The sequence below is a fragment of the Polaribacter porphyrae genome (assembly GCF_002954685.1).
GTDB classification, from domain to species: domain Bacteria; phylum Bacteroidota; class Bacteroidia; order Flavobacteriales; family Flavobacteriaceae; genus Polaribacter; species Polaribacter porphyrae.
On the sequence record NZ_MSCN01000001.1, the window covers coordinates 3,348,487 to 3,368,533 of the forward strand.

At 25.6% G+C, this 20,047-nt stretch carries 18 protein-coding genes; 15 read left to right on the forward strand and 3 right to left on the reverse strand.

Features of this window, described 5'->3' with window-relative positions; all coding sequences use genetic code 11:
• The first annotated feature begins 3 nt into the window (after positions 1 to 3).
• The 11 genes from rfbB (at position 4) to BTO18_RS15065 (ending at position 10,536) form a co-directional block, all read left to right on the forward strand.
• Positions 4 to 1,014, forward strand: coding sequence for a dTDP-glucose 4,6-dehydratase (gene rfbB, locus BTO18_RS15015; RefSeq protein WP_105017006.1), 1,011 nt, complete (start codon positions 4 to 6; stop codon positions 1,012 to 1,014).
• On the forward strand, positions 1,011 to 1,868 hold the full coding sequence (gene rfbA / locus BTO18_RS15020) for a glucose-1-phosphate thymidylyltransferase RfbA (protein WP_105017603.1): 858 nt from the start codon (positions 1,011 to 1,013) through the stop codon (positions 1,866 to 1,868). Before rfbB ends, rfbA begins: the two co-directional genes overlap by 4 nt.
• On the forward strand, positions 1,865 to 2,404 hold the full coding sequence (gene rfbC / locus BTO18_RS15025; protein ID WP_105017007.1) for a dTDP-4-dehydrorhamnose 3,5-epimerase: 540 nt from the start codon (positions 1,865 to 1,867) through the stop codon (positions 2,402 to 2,404). The genes rfbA and rfbC overlap by 4 nt, the downstream gene beginning before the upstream one ends.
• Before the next feature lie 50 nt (positions 2,405 to 2,454).
• Complete coding sequence (locus BTO18_RS15030) at positions 2,455 to 3,747, forward strand: oligosaccharide flippase family protein (RefSeq protein WP_170063290.1); 1,293 nt, start codon at positions 2,455 to 2,457, stop codon at positions 3,745 to 3,747.
• Entirely contained in the window at positions 3,744 to 4,457 is a 714-nt protein-coding gene (locus BTO18_RS15035; protein WP_105017009.1) for an FkbM family methyltransferase, read from the forward strand. The genes BTO18_RS15030 and BTO18_RS15035 overlap by 4 nt, the downstream gene beginning before the upstream one ends.
• 111 nt (positions 4,458 to 4,568) lie before the next feature.
• Positions 4,569 to 5,516 (forward strand): class I SAM-dependent methyltransferase, encoded by a 948-nt coding sequence (locus BTO18_RS15040; protein ID WP_105017010.1) that lies wholly within the window; start codon positions 4,569 to 4,571, stop codon positions 5,514 to 5,516.
• A gap of 22 nt (positions 5,517 to 5,538) precedes the next feature.
• Positions 5,539 to 6,309, forward strand: a complete 771-nt coding sequence (locus tag BTO18_RS15045; RefSeq protein WP_146106960.1) for a glycosyltransferase family 2 protein — start codon at positions 5,539 to 5,541, stop codon at positions 6,307 to 6,309.
• Between the two features lie 5 nt (positions 6,310 to 6,314).
• Positions 6,315 to 6,989, forward strand: a complete 675-nt coding sequence (locus BTO18_RS15050; RefSeq protein ID WP_105017012.1) for an acyltransferase — start codon at positions 6,315 to 6,317, stop codon at positions 6,987 to 6,989.
• Positions 6,990 to 6,992: 3 nt separating this feature from the next.
• Positions 6,993 to 8,153, forward strand: coding sequence for a glycosyltransferase family 4 protein (locus BTO18_RS15055; RefSeq protein ID WP_105017013.1), 1,161 nt, complete (start codon positions 6,993 to 6,995; stop codon positions 8,151 to 8,153).
• A gap of 29 nt (positions 8,154 to 8,182) precedes the next feature.
• Positions 8,183 to 9,400 (forward strand): hypothetical protein, encoded by a 1,218-nt coding sequence (locus BTO18_RS15060; RefSeq protein WP_146106961.1) that lies wholly within the window; start codon positions 8,183 to 8,185, stop codon positions 9,398 to 9,400.
• A gap of 8 nt (positions 9,401 to 9,408) precedes the next feature.
• Entirely contained in the window at positions 9,409 to 10,536 is a 1,128-nt protein-coding gene (locus BTO18_RS15065) for a DUF1972 domain-containing protein (RefSeq protein ID WP_105017015.1), read from the forward strand.
• Here the strand turns inward: BTO18_RS15065 and BTO18_RS15070 are convergent.
• Entirely contained in the window at positions 10,533 to 13,433 is a 2,901-nt protein-coding gene (locus BTO18_RS15070; RefSeq protein ID WP_105017016.1) for a DUF6311 domain-containing protein, read from the reverse strand. The two genes, BTO18_RS15065 and BTO18_RS15070, sit on opposite strands and share 4 nt — an antisense overlap.
• Positions 13,434 to 13,530: 97 nt before the next feature.
• On the opposite strand from BTO18_RS15070, the gene BTO18_RS17890 reads away from it, so the two are divergent.
• From BTO18_RS17890 to purD, 4 genes are all read left to right on the forward strand, one after another.
• Positions 13,531 to 14,730 (forward strand): O-antigen ligase family protein, encoded by a 1,200-nt coding sequence (locus tag BTO18_RS17890; RefSeq protein ID WP_105017017.1) that lies wholly within the window; start codon positions 13,531 to 13,533, stop codon positions 14,728 to 14,730.
• 53 nt (positions 14,731 to 14,783) lie between these two features.
• Complete coding sequence (locus BTO18_RS15080) at positions 14,784 to 16,079, forward strand: exopolysaccharide biosynthesis polyprenyl glycosylphosphotransferase (RefSeq protein WP_226789064.1); 1,296 nt, start codon at positions 14,784 to 14,786, stop codon at positions 16,077 to 16,079.
• Between the two features lie 2 nt (positions 16,080 to 16,081).
• Positions 16,082 to 16,852, forward strand: coding sequence for a glycosyltransferase (locus tag BTO18_RS15085; protein WP_226789057.1), 771 nt, complete (start codon positions 16,082 to 16,084; stop codon positions 16,850 to 16,852).
• Between the two features lie 79 nt (positions 16,853 to 16,931).
• Positions 16,932 to 18,206: a phosphoribosylamine--glycine ligase gene (gene purD, locus BTO18_RS15090; RefSeq protein ID WP_105017020.1), complete on the forward strand. Its 1,275-nt coding sequence runs from the start codon at positions 16,932 to 16,934 to the stop codon at positions 18,204 to 18,206.
• Between the two features lies 1 nt (position 18,207).
• Here the strand turns inward: purD and BTO18_RS15095 are convergent, their stop codons facing one another.
• Positions 18,208 to 19,248: a sensor histidine kinase gene (locus tag BTO18_RS15095; protein ID WP_105017021.1), complete on the reverse strand. Its 1,041-nt coding sequence runs from the start codon at positions 19,246 to 19,248 to the stop codon at positions 18,208 to 18,210.
• Between the two features lie 12 nt (positions 19,249 to 19,260).
• Positions 19,261 to 19,959: a response regulator transcription factor gene (locus BTO18_RS15100; protein ID WP_105017022.1), complete on the reverse strand. Its 699-nt coding sequence runs from the start codon at positions 19,957 to 19,959 to the stop codon at positions 19,261 to 19,263.
• Between the last annotated feature and the right edge of the window lie 88 nt (positions 19,960 to 20,047).

Here is a 20,047-nt window from a genome sequence, read left to right on the forward strand (position 1 = left end):
AGGATGAAAAATATTCTTATTACTGGAGGAGCAGGTTTTATAGGCTCTAATTTTATTATTCATTTTTTAAACAATAATATAAACTATAATATTGTTAATTTGGATTTACTCACTTATGCTGGGGATATAGCCTATCTAGAAGGTGTCGAAAATAACGAAAGATATTCTTTTTACAAAGGAGACATTTGTGATAGAGAATTATTAGAAAAACTATTCAAAAAATACGATTTTCAAGGAATAATTCACTTTGCTGCTGAATCTCATGTAGATAATTCCATTAAAAACCCTGACACTTTTGTAAAAACAAATATTTTTGGAACATTCAATTTACTTGATGTAGCAAAACAATATTGGTTAGATAAAAGTTTTAAGATTAAAAAAGAATTTAAAAATGCTAGGTTTTTGCATATTTCAACAGATGAGGTTTATGGAACTTTAGGAAAGGAAGGTTTATTCACTGAAAAGACCGCTTATTCTCCTAATAGTCCTTATAGTGCCTCAAAAGCATCTTCTGATTTCTTGGTAAGGAGTTATTATCATACCTATGGATTGAATGTAGTTACTACAAATTGTTCAAATAATTATGGTCCACATCAGCATGATGAAAAATTAATACCAACCATTATAAGAAAAGCATTGTATGGAGAAAACATCCCTATCTATGGAGATGGGAAAAATATAAGAGACTGGTTATATGTTCTAGATCATTGTAAAGGTATAGAATTAGCTTTTAAAGAAGGTGTATCAGGGGAAACTTATAATATAGGAGGTAAAAATGAAAGAAACAATTTGTATATAGCAAATAAAATTTGCGAGATTTTAGATGAAATTCTTCCTCAAGAAACACCTTATGCATCTCAAATTAATTTTGTAAAAGATAGATCAGGTCATGATTTTAGATATGCAATAGATGCTTCAAAAATAGAAAGTGAATTAAGTTGGAAAGCTTCAGAAAATTTTGAAACAGGAATCCGAAAAACTATTAATTGGTATTTAAAAAAAATAGATTTATGAAAGGAATAGTTTTAGCTGGAGGCTCAGGAACAAGATTACATCCACTTACCATTTCAGTAAGTAAGCAATTAATGCCTGTCTATGACAAACCCATGATTTATTATCCTTTATCAACTTTAATCTCTGCAGGTATTAATGAAATTCTTATTATTTCTACATCAAGGGATTTACCTTTGTTTCAAAACCTATTAGGGAATGGTTGTCAAATCGGATGTAAGTTCGAATACGCTGTTCAAGAAAATCCAAATGGTCTAGCAGAAGCATTTTTAATTGGAGAGAGTTTTATTAGAGATGATAAAGTTGCTTTAATTTTAGGCGATAATATTTTTTATGGTTCAGGCTTATCAAAATTACTCAAAAAAAATACAAACCCGATAGGAGGAATAGTTTATGCATATCACGTAAACGATCCAGAAAGATATGGAGTAGTTGAGTTTGATGAGTATCAAAAAGTAATTTCTATTGAAGAAAAACCAACGCAACCAAAATCTAATTTTGCAATTCCAGGAATCTATTTTTATGATAATACTGTTATTAAAAAAGCTAAAAAAATACAACCAAGTAAAAGAGGAGAATTAGAAATTACGGATATTAATAAAGCCTATTTACAAGAAAATAAACTTCAAGTAAGTATTTTAGACAGAGGAACAGCTTGGTTAGACACTGGTACATTTGATTCTTTAATGCAGGCGAGTCAATTTGTACAAGTAATTGAAGAGCGTCAAGGATTAAAAGTGGGTGCTATTGAAGAAACAGCTTATAGGGCTGGGTTTATTACTAAAGAAGAATTACAAAGAAAATTGCAACCACTCTTAAAAAGTGGTTATGGAAAAAACACAATAAATATTTTATGAAGGTAACCGAAACTTTTTTAAAAGGTTGTTTTATAATAGAGCCATTAATTTATAAAGACAATAGAGGTTGTTTTTTTGAGAGTTTTAATCATCAAAAATTTGAAAAAGCGATTGGTCAAAAAATAAATTTTGTACAAGACAATCAATCATTTTCTAAAAAAGGGGTAATAAGAGCTCTGCATATGCAAAGAGAACCTTATGCTCAAGCAAAATTGGTGCGAGTTATAAAAGGTAGAGTGCTAGATGTTGCTGTAGATGTAAGAAAGGGTTCTTTAACTTATGGCAAATATTTCTCTATAGAATTATCAGAAGAAAATAACACACAATTATTTGTACCCAAAGGATTTTTACATGGTTTTTCTACTATAGAAGACAATACAATTTTTGCTTATAAATGTGATAATTATTATAATAAAGACTTCGAATATGGTGTAATTTACAATGACAAAGATTTGAATATTGATTGGAAGATTGATGATGATATTATTTTATCTGATAAAGATAAAGAGTTACCACTATTTGAGATGTTGCTCTAATCTCTTTAAATAAAAATTTTGCTTTATAACTGTAAAAACCTGATATATTAGTGGACAGAAATAAAATACTTTTTAAAAATATTTCTTTAGGACTTATATATAAGACTATTAATATTGGTATTGTATTTGTTAACATACCTCTAATACTAAATTATTTAGAAGAAGAAAAATATGGTATATGGGTAACTATATTTTCTGTTGTTAATATTGTCTTTTCTATGGATGGAGGTATAGGAAATGGTTTGAAAACGAAGTTGGCAAGTGCTATAAGTGTAAATGATCTCCAATTATCAAAATCATATATAGCAACATCATATGTAATTGTAGCTTCAACTTCATTAATCATATTTTTTTTATTAGGATTAGCAACTTTTTTTTTAAATCTAAAAACCTTTTTAAATACAAGCTTAGAGAATTCAGAATTAAAGTTAATTTTTTCACTAACTGTAATAATGATTACAATAGGTTTTGTTTTAAACCTTTACAAATCTTTCTTTTACGCAAAGCATGAGGCAGCAAAAATAGAGTTGTCAATGCTACTTTGTCAAATTATAATTTTTAGTTCTGTAGTTTGCCTATTATATTATTTCCCAAGTAATCTTTTATTTATAGCTTTAGTATATGGTATCTCAAACATTTTAATAGCGCTAGTTTTCACTACACTTTTTTTTAAAGAAAATCCAGACTTAATTCCTTCTTTATCAGATTTTAAAAAAAGTAAAGTGAAGGAGCTAATGGGTTTAAGTATAAATTTTTTCATTATACAACTTTCATTAATTGTTATTTTATCAACAGATAATTTAATAATAAGCAATTCTTTAGGTCCTGAAGAGGTAACAAGTTATGATGTGGTTTATAAGTTATTTACGTTATTAATAACGCTATCTGTAATTTTTCAAGATCCCTTTTGGGCTCTTTATACTGATGCATATAAAAAAAATGATTTTATCTGGATTAAGAAAACAATAAAAAGGTTAAATTACCTTTTTGTACCTTTTTGTTTAATAGTATTATTACTATTTTTATTTTCAGATTATTTTATAAAAGTATGGCTACAAAGAAATTTAGATATTTCAAAAGAATTGATTTTTTTTACATCAATTTTTGTATTAATAAGAGTTTATAGCGTTATTTACACTCAATTTTTAAATGCAATAGGTGTTATAAAACTACAAATGTGGTTATATGTTTTTGGAGCAATTATAAACATTCCTTTATCTTATTATTTTGTACAAAATTTAAATTTAGGTAATAGTGGTGTTGTTTTGGGAACTATATGTAGCCTTATAAGTATAGCATTAATACTACCTTTCCAAACCTATAAATTGTTAAAAAGTAAATGAAATTAATTCAAGTTATTAGAGCAGTATTAAATCCCTTAAAACTAGATTTAAAGATTTATCCAAGAGAAGATTTTAGAAGAAGAATACTACTCATAAAAACAAATGGAATAAACAAAATTCTTGATGTTGGTGCAAATAGTGGACAATATGCCCAACAAATATTTGATTTAGGTTTTTCTGGAAAAATATTATCATTTGAACCAGTACCAAGTATTTATAAAAAATTACTAAAAAACTCTTCAAAGAAAACAAATTGGGAAGCTTTTAATTTTGGACTTGGAAATAAAGATGTAGAGTTAGATATTAATATTTCTGAAAATACATACAGTACTTCTTTATTAAAAATAATGCCAAATCATGTAAAAAGTGCTCCAGAATCTAAAGTGGTTTCAACAGAAAAAGTGATTATAAAAAAGCTAGATACTATTTTTGATGAAGTAGTAGATGATCAAGATTCAGTTTTACTAAAAATTGATGTGCAAGGTTTTGAAAAAAACGTATTAGAAGGAGCAGAAAATACTTTACGAAAAATAAAAGGAATACAAATAGAAATGTCTATAGAAGAATTGTATCAAAATGAAACTTTATTCTCAGAAATGTTAGTTTATATTGAGTCTTTAGGGTTTTCTTTGCATAGTTTAGAAAACGGATTTTACAACTCAAAAACAGGGAAGCTATTACAAGTTGATGGTGTTTTTTTTAGAAAATAAACTTATCTTTATACTTCTTACGTTATTACATAGAAAGATAATTTAGAAATATTAGTAATTAAATTTTTAGATTTTTATTTACTTTTTTTTTATAACATTTAAAAATATATAATGCTCATTATAGCTGGTAAAATTTTAGATTTAATATTACTACCGTTTGTAGTTTTTTCTGCTTTCTTATTAAAATTTTTGAGAAAAATAGGGCTTCATAAATTTAAATATTCTAGGAGAATTCTACTTAATATAGGGGTATTACCAATAATTGACCATTATTATGACCCTTTTTTACACAAAAAAGATCTTAAAAAGCCATTAGAACAAGCTAGAGATTTACCAGCTATTAACTTTAATGTAGATGAACAATTAAAACTTTTAAATTCTTTCAATTACTCTCAAGAATTTAAAAATGTTCCCACTAATTATGAAAATGAGTTAACTTTTCATTTTAAGAATGGTTCTTTTTGTTCTGGAGATGCTGAATATTGGTATAATATAATAAGACATAAAAAACCAAATAAAATTATTGAGATTGGTTCTGGTCATTCAACTAAAATGGCTCGAAAAGCTATTTTAAAAAACCAACAAGAAAATCCAAATTATACTTGTTTGCACACTTGTATAGAACCTTATGAAATGCCATGGCTTGAGAAATTAGGAATAAAAATTATAAGAGATAAAGTAGAAAATATAAATATCAACTTTTTTAAGGCTTTAGATAAAAATGATATTTTATTTATAGATTCTTCTCATATAATAAAACCTCAAGGAGATGTATTGTATGAATTTTTAGAAATACTACCCATACTTAATAAAGGAGTTATTGTTCATGTACACGATATATTTACTCCAAGAGATTATCTAGACGAATGGGTTTTTAAAGAGTATAAACTTTGGAACGAACAATATTTATTAGAAGCCTTCTTGTGTAATAATGAAAGTTGGAGAATAATAGGAGCTGTTAACTTTCTAAAAAATAATTATTTTGATGAAATTTTGTTAAAATGCCCTAGATTAACAAAAGATAGAGAACCTGGGTCTTTTTACATTGTTAAAAATTAATCCTCTGTTATATTTTAATGTAATGAATATTCCGTTATTAAGTATTATAACTGCAACTTTTAATAGTGAATTAACATTAGAGGAAACTATTGAATCTTTATTAAATCAAAATTACACAAATTTTGAATACATTCTTATTGATGGAAAATCAAATGATAAAACATTACAAATTATTAAAAAATATGAATCTATTTTTAGCCAAAAAAAGATACCTTATTATTGGATAAGCGAAAATGATACAGGAATTTACAATGCTTGGAATAAAGGGTTAAAACTTGCATCAGGTAGTTGGATTTCTTTTCTAGGTTCAGATGATATATATTTAGAAGGTGTATTAAAGAAGTATGCAAATTTAGCAATACGAAATAGAGATATAGATTTTATCCATTCTAAAGTAAAATTGATGAAAGATAATAAAGAAATTTTTGTTGTATCTGATAGGTGGAAGTGGAATGATTTTAAAAGACAAATGAAAATTGCTCATGTTGGGTCTTTTCATAATAAAAATTATTTTAGTAAATATGGTATTTTTAATGAAAATTATAAGATTGCTGGAGACTATGAAATGCTTTTAAGAGCAAAACATAATTTAAAAACATTATTTTTTGATGAATTTACAGCTTTAATGAAAGATGGTGGAATTAGTAATAAAAATGTAATAAAGGCTTTTAAAGAAGTAAGAAAAGCTAGAATTTATGTAGCAGCTATAAATAAAAGAACTGCTTTTTTAGATTTTTATATTAGTATTATTAAATACTATCTTTCTAGAGTAAAAAAAATGATTTCACAATAAATTATATGATAAAAGAATTCTACCAGAATCAACTAAAAAAAAGAGGAAAAAATTATACTCTCGATGATAAAATACCTAACTCTTTATTAATTTACTCTTTGGTAAACAGGGTTTCTATGTTACTAAAAGGTTTTATAAAATTAAGGAAGAAAGTTTTTGTTGGGAAAAAAGTTGTTTTTTTAAATAAAAAAAACATACATTTTGGAAGCAATGTGACCATTGAAAATAGTTGCTTTATCGATGGTTATGCAATTAACGGTGTTAAACTTGGAAATAATGTAAAAATAGGAGCATTTTCTAGTGTTTCATGCACAAGTCATATGTCCAAAATGGGTAAAGGATTAAAAATTGGAGATAATAGTGGAGTTGGAAGGTTTACTGAATTTGGAGCCTCTGGAGGTATAATAATAGGAGAAGATGTGATTATGGGTTCGTATATAAGTTTTCATTCAGAAAATCATAACTTTAAAAATCATAACAAGAAGATAAGAGAGCAAGGTGTTACATCAGAAGGAATAATATTGGGTAATAATTTATGGGTAGGTGCAAAAGCAACATTTTTAGATGGTTGTAAAATTGGTAATAATTCTGTAGTTGCTGCTGGAGCTGTAGTAAAAGGAGTGTTTCCAGATAATGTTGTAATAGGTGGTGTACCAGCAAAAATTATTAAATATTTGTAGAAAATGAGAACAATACTCTTTATTCATCAATCTGCAGATTTATATGGTTCAGACAAAACACTTTTATATTTAGTAAATGCTGTCAAAGAAGAAATGAAACCAATAGTCATCATTCCAGAAAATGGCCCACTGGTTGAAGAATTAAAAAAAATAGATATTGAATATTTTATCTCTCCTGTTGTAAAAATATCTAGACAATTATTTACGATATCAGGAATTCTTAAACTTCCTTTTCATATTTTTAAATCTGTTCGAAATTTAAAAAAAGTATTAGGAAATCATAAAATAGATATTATTCATTCTAATACATTAGCAGTATTTCTTGGAGCTTTTTATAGTAGAAAACATAAAATAAAGCATATTTGGCATGTTCATGAAATTATCAAACACCCAAAGATTGTTGCAAAAGTATATCCTTATTTAGTAAATATTTTTTCTGATAAAGTTGTGTTTAATTCAATTGCTTCACAAAATCAAATGTTGAAGATTAATCCTAAACTAAATAAAAAGTCTTTAGTAATTCATAATGGATTAGAAAGAAACAAATCTTTTTTAAAACCAAAAGAAAGAAAGTTAATTAGAGAACGATTATTCGATTTAATTAACGATTCGTCTATTATTATAGGTTTAGTTGGAAGAATAAATAAACATAAAGGGCAATTTTTATTACTAGAGACCTTTGAAAAACTAAAAAAAGAACATTTAGAAAATATTTATTTATTGTTCATTGGGTCAACTACTGTTGAACAAAAATTTTTATTAGATCATTTAAATGAAGAAATTAAAAAAAGAAATCTATCAAACATTGTTAAAATAATTGATTTTCAAAAAGATATTTGGAAATATTATGACTGTTTAGATATTGTTGCAGTACCTACTACAGATCCTGAACCTTTTGGATTAGTTGCTCTTGAAGGAATGTTATCAAGAAAAGCAGTCATAGCTGCAAATCATGGAGGATTAAAAGAAATAGTTTTAGATAATAAAACCGGATTTTTATTTAAACCAAATGACGTTAGTGATTTAAAAAAATTATTAGATACCATTATTAAAAATAAAAATTTAATGAATAGTTTTGGTGAAGAAGGAGAAAAAAGAGCAAAGTCAATTTTTTCTTTAAATAGCTACATCGTTAAATTTAAAGATTTATATTATTCATTTTGAGAGTTTCAAAGAAAAATTTATGGGTCATATTGCTTATTTTATCTTTTTTTGCACAAAGGGTAATTTCTTCTATTGAGGTTAATACTATTATTTTATCTCTTTTTGCTTTTTTTTTAATTTTAATAAACAAAGGAAAGTTTTTTAAACAAGACTTTGAATTATTATTTCTTCCTATCCTACTAATTGTAATTGGTGTTTTTACGGCAGTTTTTAATAAACCAGATACTTATGATTTAATTCGAGATTTAATATATTTTTCTAAACCAGTTATTTTAATACTTACAGGATATTTTGTAGCTAGAAGTATTGTAGATTGGAAAACTATTTTTAAAACAATAATATATTTAGGTGTTTTTTATGCTGTATATCATATTAGTCACACAATAATTTTTACTGATTATTCAAATCTTAGTGTTTCAAGTATTAGAAACACAAATGGTCTTTCTAATATTGTTATCATATTTGCTATTGCATTATTAATATTGTCAAGGAGAATAACATATTTCAAATTATTCAGTAAATCAAAAACCAACTCATTACTATTTATTCTATCAATTTCATTTATTTTATATTTCTCTAGAACTATGTTTCTGGGGTTATTATTTCTGATATTAGGTTTTTTAAACTATTTAAAATTAAATAAAAAAGGGTTGAAGTATTTAACATTACTTATTATCTTTTTTAGCTCTCTTTATATATATTTATTCAACGCAAATATTAGTAGAAAAGGGGGTACTTTAGAGACTTTCTTATATAAATTAAAAGTAGCCCCAAGTGAAATATTTTCTCCAAAACTAAATTTAAAGAATCATGCTCAACTTTGGGATCACTGGAGAGCTTATGAGGCTTACTGTGCAATACAGGGTCTTAACGAAAAACCTTCTACCTATATAAATGGAAAAGGTTTTGGTGCTTTAGTTGATTTAAAATTTCCAGCTCCACTCAGTAAAGAAGGTAATATTAGGTACATTCCAATACTGCATAATGGTTATGTTTACATACTCTATAAAACAGGTATTTTAGGGCTTTTAACGTATTTATATTTTTTATTTTTTTTATATTATCAAAGTTATATTAAAACAAAATCAATTAAAGTAAGAACATTTAGAAATCTTGTTTCTGCTACTGCTGTATATCTAATATTTTCCTCGCTGATTATAGTTGGATTATACAATCCAGATGAAGAAATTGCACTATTTTTGGGTATATTTTTATATTTAAAATCTAATGCAATTAAAAAAATCTAAAAATTAGAATGAGAATAGGAATAATTGGTACAAGGGGTATACCAAATCATTATGGAGGTTTTGAGCAATTTGCAGAACATTTAGCCGTTTTTTTAGTTAAAAAAAACTGTGAAGTTTATGTATACAATTCATCTAATCATCCTTATCAAGACAATATTTTTGAAGGAGTAAATATTATACATTGTAACGATCCAGAGCATAGAACAGGTACTATTGGTCAGTTTATTTATGATTTGAATTGCATACTTGATTCTAAAAAAAGACAGTTAGATATTATTCTTCAATTAGGTTATACAAGTAGTTCTATATGGTCTTTTCTTTTTCCTAAAAAACCACTTATAATTACAAATATGGATGGTTTAGAATGGAAAAGAAGTAAATATTCATTTTTTGTAAAACAATTTTTGAAATTTGCAGAATCTTTAGCTGCAAAAAAGAGTGATTATCTTATTTCAGATTCAATAGGAATTAAAAATTATATTGATAAAAAATATAAAAAAAATTCAAAATTCATTGCTTATGGAAGCAATATTGTGAAAGAAATGAATGAAAGTTTACTTAGTAAATATAAAGTAGAAAAACGCTTATACCATATGCTTATTGCTAGAATAGAACCAGAAAACAATATTGAAACAATATTAGATGGTGTAATTTTAAGTAATACTAAAATGTCTTTTTTGGTTGTAGGAGATTATACTAAAAATAATTTTGGAAAGAAGATTAAAAATAAATATCAAGATAATAAAAACATTATTTTTTTAGGTAGTATTTATGATCTTAATGCTTTAAATACACTTAGATATTTCTGTAATTTATATTTTCATGGTCATTCTGTAGGAGGTACTAACCCTTCTTTATTAGAAGCAATGGGTTCTGGTAATTTGATTGTGGCGCATAATAATATTTTTAATAAAGCTGTATTGAAAGAAAATGCATATTATTTTTATACACCAGAAGATGTGGCTTTTTATATAAATGAAAAAGACATACTACAGACAAAAGAAAGTTTAAAAATTACAAATAATAAATTAAAAATTTTTGAAGAATTTAATGTTGAGGTAATTAATAATCAATATTTCACTTTTTTTTATCAATGTATTAATAAAAAAAGCATAAGTAAAATTTATATTGATTAAGGATTAATTTGTATACTATCAGAAATTTTTTTGTGAGCAACAATTTCTTTGTTTTTGATAACAAAGCCAATCTTATAGCTATCATAAGGAATATTTTTTAAAAATAATAGACTATTAAAGCCACATGAGTCTATATTTATTCTTTTAAAATATTTTGTAACATCTGGTCTAAAAGTTAAATCTGTCTTAAATAAGTAAGATTTTTTTTCGTTCGAAAGAGAGATGAAAATTGAATCATTTAAATTGCTATCAGCAGTATAATCAAATGCCCAACCTCTGATTTTTAATGAATTATCGTTTTTAACAATTTCATCTATTCCAAAACGAACTTCATTTTTGTTTTCTAGGTGTGAGTTGTCAATCTCAATATAGTTTTTAGACTTTAGTTCAACTGACTTATTTATTCTTGATAATATTGAATCTATATTAATATCATTATTTTTTGTAAATAGTAGATTTTTATCTTTTTTTTTAGAAAAAATCAGATAAAAGTTATCAATTTTATAGAGGCTAGCTTTTTTTTGAATTAATGGTAATTGAAAAACTTCCAAGTGTTTAGATGTAGTTACAATTAAAGATGTATTATTATCAAAAAAATTAGGCTTATTAATCATTCTGTTTAATGAATCTGTGTATTTATGAATAGGTTTTGATCTAGCTACATAACCAGTAGTTATAGGTTTTTTTACTTTATCAGCTAAATACATTAAATCTTGATAATCAAAGGTATAAGATAGTGTTTTTTCAAATGGAGGATATGTTATAATTTTATCAAAATTACTGAAAACTTTAACCCACTTTTCATCATTTAATTTTGTTTTATAAGTTCCATAATTAAGGTTTCTAGAAGTAAGAATATTTTCAATATCACAAAGTTGGACAACAATTAGAATTGAAAGTAAAGATATTTTAAAGCTATTTTTTATTGGTAGTTTAGAAAATAATACTATTGAAAAAAGTGTAAATGAGTAGTAAAAAGGCCAGCAAAAACGTCCAGTTCCTCTAAAAATACTACCTAACTTTTTAATGATAGAAGGTATAGGTACTTCAAACAATACTTTATCTCCAAGTGTTACAATATTACTTATAGAAAATAGAAGCATAAGAATGACTAATATAAATAGAGGTAAGTGCTGTTTTTTTGTATTTAGTTTTTTCTTTATTAATAAAAATATGAAGTAAATTACAGATATTAAAGAAATTACCATCATTCCTAAACCAAGATAACTAAACCCTTCATGTTGACCATCAGAAATTTTTGGTAAACCAGAGAAGAAATTTGAATAATAAGTAAAAGAGTTAAAAAAACTATTTAAATTAAAAGTATTTTCTCCATAGTAATTACCAGCAGAACTTCCAGTGCTTTTGCCAAAACCTATTAATCCTAAAATAAACCAGAAAAATAAACCAGAAGTCAGCGATAAAATAGGGAATACAATTAATTTTTTTCTGTTGATTGATTTTTCATAATAAAAATTCTTTATAGGAAGAATAATACAAAATCCAAAAATCATAGCTGCTAAATAAGGATGAATAGTAGTACTCAAGAAAAAAAGAGTTAATTGTTTCCAATTATTTTTTACAGCATTATTTTTATTACTAGAAGGTACTAGATAATAATAGATTGAAGCTAATATTAACCAATGAGCCGTTAATGCAGGGTGCATTCCTCTAAAAATAAACAAAGGACTAGTAATGATAAAAATTACTGCGATTAGGCCTATAATTTTATTAATATTAAATAACTTTAATATTTTAAGAGTATATATGGCACCAAGTACAAATGCAGTATACATAAAGAAACCTAAATACTGAAAATCATTAGGTAAAATACTTGAAAAAGGCTTTAGTAAAAGTGCAAGTAGGGGTATTGAATCTGTAAAACCTACATTTGTTCCTACAGGATAATAATAATTAGTCATTTCTCCAAGAGGAAAAGTCCAAGGCGCATCTCTAAAAAATGCCCAACCCAAGTAATGTTGACCCCAATCATGATAAGCAGATAAAAGCCAACTAATGTTTGTTGGAATAATAATTTCAAGACCATAACAAACATGAAATGCAGTAGTTGCTATAATAATTGAAACAATTGTTACCCAAGAAGGTTTTAATGAAAAATAAGATTTTTTTTGATTGTTTTTTTTAGAATATTGTTTTTTGATGTTTAATAAATCTAACCATAACTTAAAAAAATATGAAAATTGAACTTTAGAATCTCCTCTATCTATCCATTTTTCTAAAGGAATTTCAAGCATTTTTTGGAGAGCTAATTTCTTGCCATAGATTTCAAGTATTCTAAAAAATATTTCAACATCAAAAAGCCATTTAGATATAAAAGGTTTTATAAAAACTGCTTCTGATACTTCTTTCTTAAATATTTTACAGCCACATTGAGTATCATATACTTTTAAAGATAAAATATAAGAAATTAATGTAGCAATTATTCTTCCAATATAATGTCTGTATGTTTTTCTTATAATCGTAGCTCCAATTCTTAATATTCTTGAGCCAAAAACAAATTCTACTTCTTTATCAATAAAAAAAGATAAAGAATAACACTCTTCTAGAGAAACTGCTAAATCAGCATCTAGATAAGCTATTTTTTCAAAATCAAAATTTGAATTACAATAATTCATTCCAGTTTTAACAGCCTGAGCTTTTCCTGAATTTACTTTATGATTTACAATAGAAACATTTTCTGGAAATTTATCTTTTAAAGATAAAATACACTCATCTGTATTGTCTGAAGATCCATCATTTACAAAACAAATTAGAGTGTCTTTATAATTTTGTAGGAATAATTTATATCTTTTATGTAAAAAAAAATCTCCTTCATTATAACAAGGTATAACAATGCAAAGTTTATATGAAGTATTGTTTAATGTTTTTTTTGACATTTTATAGATAGTAAGAAAGGTAACAAATATAGAATATAATTTAGTTAATATAGTTACTTTTGAATTTACTTTATTCTTAAAACTTCTAAACTATTTAATGAAAGATAAAGATATTTTTAGTGTAATTCTTATTTTAATTTTGGTAACACTACCAATTGGGTTTGCTATAAATAGTACTGCAGTAATTTTTCTTTTTGTGTTTACACTTTATAGAGTTTTATTTAAAAAAAATAAAGTTAAATTAAGTATAATACCAATATTGTTAATTACTCTTTATGTTTTTAGTTTTCTATCTTTAATTTGGACTACTGATATTGAAAATACAAAAGAAGCACTAATAAGGTTTTTATCTTATCTAGTGATTCCATTGTCTTTTATTTTTAATTCTGATATTAAAGTTGATAAGCATAAAATAATTTGTTTTTTTTTAAAATCTTTAGTGCTTTTTGCAATATATTGTTTGGTATTAGGTCTTATAAAATCTTTAAAAAACTCCGATATATCCTATTTGTTTTACCATAAATTGAGTAATAATTTTAAGGAATTAAACGCAATTTATTTATCTGCTTATACAAGTTTTGTCATATGTTTTTTAATACACAAAAAAAATAAAAGTAAACTTGATAAAATAATTTTTCTTCTATTAGGTATATTTTTGATTCTACTATCCTCAAAAATAATAATTTTTATTACTTTTCTAATAGTATTATTTTTCTTTGTTGGTAAATTGAAATACGAGAAAGTTAAATTTCAAAGATTACTTTTAGTATTAGGTATTTCATTATTTTTTCTAATGGCTATGTCTAATCTCTCTAAAAGAGTTAAAATTGAATTTGAAAAAACAAAAATAGAAGAAGTTTTAAGTAAAAAAGATTTTGGGCATGTATATCTTTGGACAGGTTCTGGACTACGTGCTTTTCAAACTAAAGTCTTTTTTGAAATTTTAAAAGAAAATGAAAAGCTCTTACTCGGGTTTGGACTAAATAACTCTCAAAAAAGTTTAAATAATAAATATAAAGAGTATAACTTATATCCTGGTTTTTTTGGTTATAACTATCATAATCAATATATACAAACTTTTGCTGAACTTGGCTTAATTGGTTTTAGTATTGTATTAATTCTTTTATTTTTAATTATTAGAAATGCAATTATTTATAAAGATTATTTTTTACTATGCTTTATAATTATAATATTAGCAGTATGTTTTACCGAGTCTTTTTTATGGAGACAGAGAGGAATGATTTTTTTCATAACTACAACGTTACTACTAATAAAGACAAAAAGAATTAGTACTTGAAACAAAAAAGATCAATACTTATTAAGCCTTTGACAGTAGTTATAGATTTACTGTTGATCAATGGTATAATATATATTATTTCAGATAAAGAGTATTTTAATTTTTCTTTTCTAACGTATATCTCTATTTTTTGGTTATTTATAGCATATTATACAAAATTTTATAATGTATATAGGTACACTCACATTATTAAATTAGTATCACTTTCCTTATCACAGTTTTTTGTTTTTTCGCTAGCCTATTTAAGCTATTTTAGTATTTTTAAAGAAGGGCTGGTTATTAACAATCAATTTGTAATTTTTATTTCAATTTTAAGTGTAATAACATTCTTTAAATTTTTGATTTTTTTTCTTCTTAAAATATATAGAACAGAAGGCAAAAATTATAGAAATATTATTTTTTTTGGTGAGTCGAATTCAGCGAAAAAATTAGAAACACTTTTTCATAATAAGAATGATTTAGGGTATCGATTTTTTGGCTTTTTTTCTGATAAAATCTATAATTCAGAATATTATCTAGGAAAGATAGATGAAAGTTTTGAGTATATAGTTAAAAATAATATTGATGAGTTGTATTGTAACCCATCTAGATTAAACACAAATCAATTGCTTAAAATTAGAGAATTTGCTAGGAAAAACAGTTTAGAGTATAGGTTACTACCAGAGAGTAAAGCAATTTATAGCAAAGATTTAGTTTTAGAATATTATGGAACAATGCCTATTTTAAAACCTAAACATTTACCTTTTGAAAAAATTGAAACTCATATAATCAAAAGGGCGTTTGATGTTTTTTTCTCATTATTAATATGCATTTTTGTATTATCTTGGATGATACCAATCTTATGGATAATCATTCGTATAGATTCAAGAGGTCCATTGTTTTTTAAACAAAAAAGAGATGGATTAAATAGTGAACAATTTTATTGTTACAAGTTAAGATCTATGAGGACAAATAGCCAAGCAGATTTAATCTCTGCTACTAAAAATGATAAAAGAATTACTAAAGTTGGTGCTTTTTTAAGAAAAACTAGTTTGGATGAACTTCCACAATTTATAAATGTTTTGTTTGGAGATATGAGTGTTGTAGGCCCAAGACCACATATTAATATTCAAACAAAAAAATATACAAAAGAGGTAGATAATTATTTGATTAGAAATTCAGTAAAACCAGGTATAACAGGTTTGGCTCAAATAAGCGGTTATAGAGGAGAGGTAATAAAGAAATCAGATATTGATAATAGAGTAAGATTAGATATATTTTATATTGAAAACTGGTCTTTTTTTCTTGATATAAAGATTATTATACAGACATTTTTTAATGTATTTAAAAAAGAAGAAAAAGCATATTAATTATGGAAAATATTGTAATTACTGGATCTATAGTATTGTATAAAGAAAATCTTGCTTATTTACATAAAACAGTTGATAGTTTTCTTAATATACCTCTACCTAATAAGAAACTTTTTTTAATTGATAATACTTCAGATAAATTTTATCAGTATGTATTAGTAGAAAAAAATATAGAATATATTCCAGTTGAAGATAATATTGGATTTGGTTCTGCTCACAACAGAGTAATTTATAGAATAAATAGAAAATCAGATTATCATTTAATTTTGAACCCAGATGTGAGTTTTAAGCCAAAAGTTATTCCTAAATTAATATATGAGTTAAATAAAAAAGATAATGTATGTGTTATTGCTCCGAAAGTATTGTTTCCTAATGAAAAACACCAATACTCTTGTAGGAGGTATCCATCAATTTCAGAATTAATAGCTAGAAGATTTAACTTTTTAGCTCCACTTTTTAAAAAAACAATACAAAAAGGACAATATCAAGATAAAGATTTAACTAAACCTTTTTTCCCAGAATATATTACGGGTTGTTTTCACCTATACAAAACCGAAGATTTTGTTAATTTAGGAGGATTTGATGAACGCTATTTTTTATATATGGAAGATATAGATATATGTAAAAAAATTGATAAAATAGGGAAGAAAAAATTATATTATCCACAGGAAGAAATTATACATGTTCTAAAGCAAGGTTCATCAAAAAGCCTTAAATTATTTTTTAGACATACCTCATCAGCTATAAAATATTTTCTTAAATGGGGATTTTAACTAATAAAAATCCATTATTTTTTAATAAATTATCCAAATAAAATTAAAATATATTTACAACCACAACAACACAAATAAAATGAATATACTTATTTTAGGTTCTGGAGGTAGAGAACACGCTTTTGCATTAAAACTATTAGAAAGTAAAAAAATAAACCAACTTTTTGTAGCTCCTGGAAATGCTGGCACAGATAAAATTGCTAAAAATATTAATATTAATCCTACTGATTTTGTAGCAGTAAAGAATATTGTTTTAGAGAATGATATTAATATGGTTGTAGTTGGTACAGAAGCACCTTTAGTAAATGGTATTCACGATTTCTTTTTGGCCGACAATGATTTGAAAAATATTTCAGTAATTGGACCCAAAAAAGATGGAGCTTTGTTAGAAGGCAGTAAAGATTTTTCAAAACAATTTATGCAAAAGCATAACATTCCAACAGCAAGATATCAATCTTTTACTAAAGATAATTTAGAAGAAGGATATCAGTTTTTAGAGACTTTAAAACCTCCTTATGTTTTAAAAGCTGATGGTTTAGCTGCTGGGAAAGGAGTTTTAATTTTGGATAATTTAGAAGAAGCTAAAACAGAATTAACAGAAATGGTCTCTAATCAAAAGTTTGGAGAAGCTTCATCAACAGTAGTAATAGAAGAGTTTTTAAAAGGAATAGAATTATCTGTTTTTGTATTAACTGATGGAAAAAACTATAAAATTTTACCATCTGCTAAAGATTACAAAAGAATTGGGGAAGGAGATACTGGATTAAATACTGGTGGAATGGGTGCAATTTCTCCTGTGCCATTTGCTAACGAAGAATTCTTAAATAAAGTGGAAGAATTAGTAGTAAAACCAACTATTAAGGGTTTGCAAAATGATGGAATTGATTATAGAGGTTTTATTTTTATAGGGCTAATGAATGATAATGGAAATCCTTCAGTAGTAGAGTATAATGTAAGAATGGGAGATCCTGAAACTGAAGTCGTTTTGCCTAGAATCGAGTCTGATTTGCTAGAATTATTTGAAGGAGTCGCAAATCAAAATCTAAATGAAAAATCATTTTCTGTTACTAATAAAACTGCAACAACTGTAATGTTAGTTTCTGGTGGATACCCAGAAACATATCAAAAAGGAAAAGAGATTTTAGGTTTTAATAATGTTTCAGATTCAATTATTTTTCATGCAGGTACTATTATTAAAGAGGGTAAAGTAATTACTAATGGAGGTAGAGTAATGGCTGTAACTTCTTTTGGAAATACTATAGAAGAAGCTTTGGCAAAAAGTTATAATAACATTAGTAAAATTCATTTTGATAAAATGGATTTTAGGACAGATATTGGTTTTGACTTGGTTTAATTTATTTTGCTTTTTCTAAAGTAAAAGAAAATTCAGAACCTTCACTATAAGAACTTTTTAAGTATATATTTTCGTTATGAGCTTCGATAATATGTTTAACTATTGATAGTCCCAAACCAGAACCACCTTGTTCTCTAGATCTACTTTGGTCAACTCTATAAAAGCGTTCAAACAGTCTTGGCAAATGTTCTGGTTTTATGCCCTCACCATTATCTGTAACTTTTAGAATAAATTTTTTATCATTGTAGTCTTCAACACCAACAATAGTAGATCCATTAGGGTTACCATACTTAATAGAATTTACAACAAGATTGATAAGTACTTGTTCTATTTTTTCAATATCTGCTTTAACAAAGACCGGAAATTCGTAAATTCTATCAAAAGTTAAAGAAATATTTCTTTTTTTTGCTTTCATTTCAAACAAATCAAACACATTTTGTATCAATTCTAAAATATTAAAAACCTCTACATTTAGTTTAGTTCCTTCATTTTCTAATTTAGCAATCATGTCCAAATCTTTAATTACTGCAACCAATCTTTCCACTCCCTTGTTAGCTCTGTCTAAATATTTAGTTCGTATTTGTTTGTCGTTCACAGCTCCTTCTAATAAGGTTAAAATATAACCCTGAACTGTGAAGAGAGGTGTTTTAAGTTCATGAGCTACATTTCCTAAAAAATCTCTTCTAAAAGAATCTCTCTCTGTTAAACTTTTAATTTCTGAACGTTTACCATCAACAAAATCTTGCATACTTTTAGAAAGTTCTTCTATATCTGTAGTTGCAGTTTCTTTTGTTAAATCGTTAGTGTCTAATATTGATACTTCATCATATATTTTTTTTAAACGCCTGTAAATAAAGTGTTCTGCTCTGTACTGAATTATAAAAAAAGAAATAATAAAAAGTACAAATATTGAAACTATAATTGTGCTTATACCAAGGTGTTTACTAATAATAAAATAAGAAATTGATGCTATTATAACAGAAAGTAATGTTAAATAAATTGCAGACCAAAGTGCATAAGAATATGTTTTTTTTAGTTTCAAATAATAAATAAGTTAGTTCTCAATCTCTGTTACAAATTTGTAACCAACACCTTTAACAGTTTTGAAGTGATTATCACCAATTTTTTCTCTTAATTTTCTAATATGAACATCAATAGTTCTTCCACCAACAACCACTTCATTTCCCCAAACTGTATCTAAAATTACTTCTCTTTTAAATACTTTACCAGGTTTAGAGGTTAATAATGAAAAGAGTTCAAACTCTTTTCTGGGTAGAGATATTTTTTTACCAGCTTTGTAAACAACATATTCATCTCTGTCAATTACAATGTCTCCTATTGTTAATGATTTTTCATTATCATTGCTTTCAGATTTTAATCTTCTTAAAAGTGATTTTATTTTACTAATTAGCACTTTCGGTTTTATAGGTTTGGTAATATAATCGTCTGCACCAGCCTCAAAACCTGCTACTTGAGAGTAATCCTCACCTCTTGCAGTTAAAAATGCAATAATTATATTTTCTAAAGATTTTATTTTTCTTATTTTTTCACAAGCTTCAATGCCATCCATTTCTGGCATCATTATGTCTAGTAAAATTAAATGTGGAATATTTTTTTTAGCCATTTTAATAGCTTCGTTACCATTTTTAGCTGTAAAAATTTGATACCCTTCATTCCTTAAGTTGTAACCAATAATTTCTAGAATATCTGGCTCATCATCTACCAATAAAATTTTAATATCATTTTTGTTCATAATTAAAGAAATCTAAAACTCAAAAATAAGAATTAATATGTTATGATAACGTGTATTAATTGTTAGTAAATTGTTTTCATAGTTGTTT

Coding starts and splice junctions, on each gene's coding strand:
- BTO18_RS15050 (WP_105017012.1), top strand. CDS start 6,315: ATGATAAAAGAATTCTACCAGAATCAACTAAAAAAAAGAGGAAAAAAT.
- rfbC (WP_105017007.1), top strand. CDS start 1,865: ATGAAGGTAACCGAAACTTTTTTAAAAGGTTGTTTTATAATAGAGCCA.
- BTO18_RS17890 (WP_105017017.1), top strand. CDS start 13,531: ATGAAAGATAAAGATATTTTTAGTGTAATTCTTATTTTAATTTTGGTA.
- BTO18_RS15040 (WP_105017010.1), top strand. CDS start 4,569: ATGCTCATTATAGCTGGTAAAATTTTAGATTTAATATTACTACCGTTT.
- BTO18_RS15045 (WP_146106960.1), top strand. CDS start 5,539: ATGAATATTCCGTTATTAAGTATTATAACTGCAACTTTTAATAGTGAA.
- BTO18_RS15055 (WP_105017013.1), top strand. CDS start 6,993: ATGAGAACAATACTCTTTATTCATCAATCTGCAGATTTATATGGTTCA.
- BTO18_RS15070 (WP_105017016.1), bottom strand. CDS start 13,433: ATGTCAAAAAAAACATTAAACAATACTTCATATAAACTTTGCATTGTT.
- rfbB (WP_105017006.1), top strand. CDS start 4: ATGAAAAATATTCTTATTACTGGAGGAGCAGGTTTTATAGGCTCTAAT.
- purD (WP_105017020.1), top strand. CDS start 16,932: ATGAATATACTTATTTTAGGTTCTGGAGGTAGAGAACACGCTTTTGCA.
- rfbA (WP_105017603.1), top strand. CDS start 1,011: ATGAAAGGAATAGTTTTAGCTGGAGGCTCAGGAACAAGATTACATCCA.
- BTO18_RS15100 (WP_105017022.1), bottom strand. CDS start 19,959: ATGAACAAAAATGATATTAAAATTTTATTGGTAGATGATGAGCCAGAT.
- BTO18_RS15035 (WP_105017009.1), top strand. CDS start 3,744: ATGAAATTAATTCAAGTTATTAGAGCAGTATTAAATCCCTTAAAACTA.
- BTO18_RS15085 (WP_226789057.1), top strand. CDS start 16,082: ATGGAAAATATTGTAATTACTGGATCTATAGTATTGTATAAAGAAAAT.
- BTO18_RS15065 (WP_105017015.1), top strand. CDS start 9,409: ATGAGAATAGGAATAATTGGTACAAGGGGTATACCAAATCATTATGGA.